We start from the raw sequence: 1,729 nt of genomic DNA, 5'->3' as shown, positions 1-1,729 counted from the left end.
TTCCAAGTATTCGCACAGTGCGAATTATGCCGACATCAGTGATAGAGAATAACTTTTCTAACATATTGCATAGTAATACATTAAAATACGTAAAAGTGCAATATTTTTTTGCTATAATAGTCCACTGATTTATTATTAGCTAGCAGCTCCGTATTATACAATTATGTCGTTCTGTAGCTCTTTTAACTTGGCAAGTGAAAGCCCTGTGCCCTTTGATACAAAATCAAGGGGCATACCTAGTGCTAAAAAATTTTTAGCAGTTTCAAACTTGCCCTCAAGCTTGCCTTCTAGCTTGCCCTCCTGCATACCTATTAGCATGCCCTCGTCAAACGCCTCTTCACGCCATACCTTTTTAGCTACATTAATATCAAACTCTGATGTCAACATACCCATATTCATTACCTCCCGCGAATGTCTATATAAAAAGTCTTTCAATATACCCCGCTCTATACAGAGCCTTATAGCCCGCTCCATTGCACCAGCTAAAGCTACCTTATCCTCGCTATCTATCCCCTTTGTCTCCTGCCTAACTACCTCTACAAACTCCGCATAGTCCCCAAGTGTCCCGCTTGCTTTTAATACTTTTCTGTTATGTCCTTTATTAACATTCAACACTCTCGCTTCTAACTCTAAAAAGTTATGTGTATCCTTTCTTGTTTCGTCTTTTGCAAACATCTCAGATAGCTTTATATAGTAATCATCTGCTTTTAGTGGAGCAACACCATTATATAACACTATAAACTCTGGACGGGGTATTGTCAACCTGTTTCTCTTATATACCGCATCGTTGTCAACCATGCCCTCATATAAACGAGCTATATATTCTAAAAAACGCAACGGCATATTATCGTTGATAGTTGACTGATGTTCCATTAAAACAACTAGCTTATCTGCTATAGTAAATGATATATCGTTTCGTCTGCCCATAAACAGAACATTCTCTAGGGTGTTTATTATAATGCCATCTGACAACGTATAGGTAACATCGTCAATGGCATTATATAGCTCAATGAGCTTCTCTTTATCAGAGAATAGCTTTGTAAATACGCTATCCTTATACTCTCTGTTGGTATCAGTATCTGACATAGACCGACAATATAATAAAAATAGAAATTAGTCAAGTCTGTTCTTATTCCTCCACCCACTCGCCAAGTTCTCTGTTTGAGAGCATGTACTTCCCTGTGGATTTACGTTTATCTATAGCACAATATCTGCAATGCGGGTATGGTCTTGCAACAAAATCATATATTTCCTGAACGCTACTTATTTTGTATATATCCAAACGGTCGTCTTCGCAAAGCTCCACATCTATGCCAAAATGTTTTGCGACAGTCATAGTTCCGTGTATATCCCCACAGTATATCTTACCCTCTTTCAAGTCCATATTATATATGCTTGTAGGGCAATTTATAAAGTTGTTGAGTATGTTGCCACTCCCAGAGAAATCACGCGTTAGTCGCCAGCTAGTTTTATTTAGTTCATCGCCCATACTGCCATATATAATCTTTGTTCCGTGCTCAGCTGCCGTAGCGTCAACTGCAGCCCAATCAACAGTTGGATATTTAGTAGCCAATATATCTATGCGGTGTTTTTTTACACTGTTCCAAAATTCATCACCTTGAGATAACAGTGAGACGCCATTAGTCCGTAAGTTAATTCTTGAAACAGGAAATAAGTTTCTCATAATCTCAAAGACTTTTAGTAGTTCTGGATGCAAGGTCGGCTCTCC

At 38.3% G+C, this 1,729-nt stretch carries 1 protein-coding gene and 1 pseudogene; both read right to left on the bottom strand.

Annotated elements, in window-relative coordinates; genetic code table 11:
* Positions 1 to 153: 153 nt before the first annotated feature.
* Positions 154 to 1,086, bottom strand: coding sequence for an RpnC/YadD family protein (locus tag AC1MDJ_RS07690; protein ID WP_479690337.1), 933 nt, complete (start codon positions 1,084 to 1,086; stop codon positions 154 to 156).
* Positions 1,087 to 1,129: 43 nt separating this feature from the next.
* Positions 1,130 to 1,729: pseudogene (locus tag AC1MDJ_RS07685) on the bottom strand (hypothetical protein); the annotation flags it as partial.

Source organism: Candidatus Termitispirillum reticulitermitis, assembly GCF_054655775.1.
The sequence above is the reverse complement of the archived record's forward strand: the minus strand, read 5'-3'. Positions and strand labels throughout refer to the sequence as shown.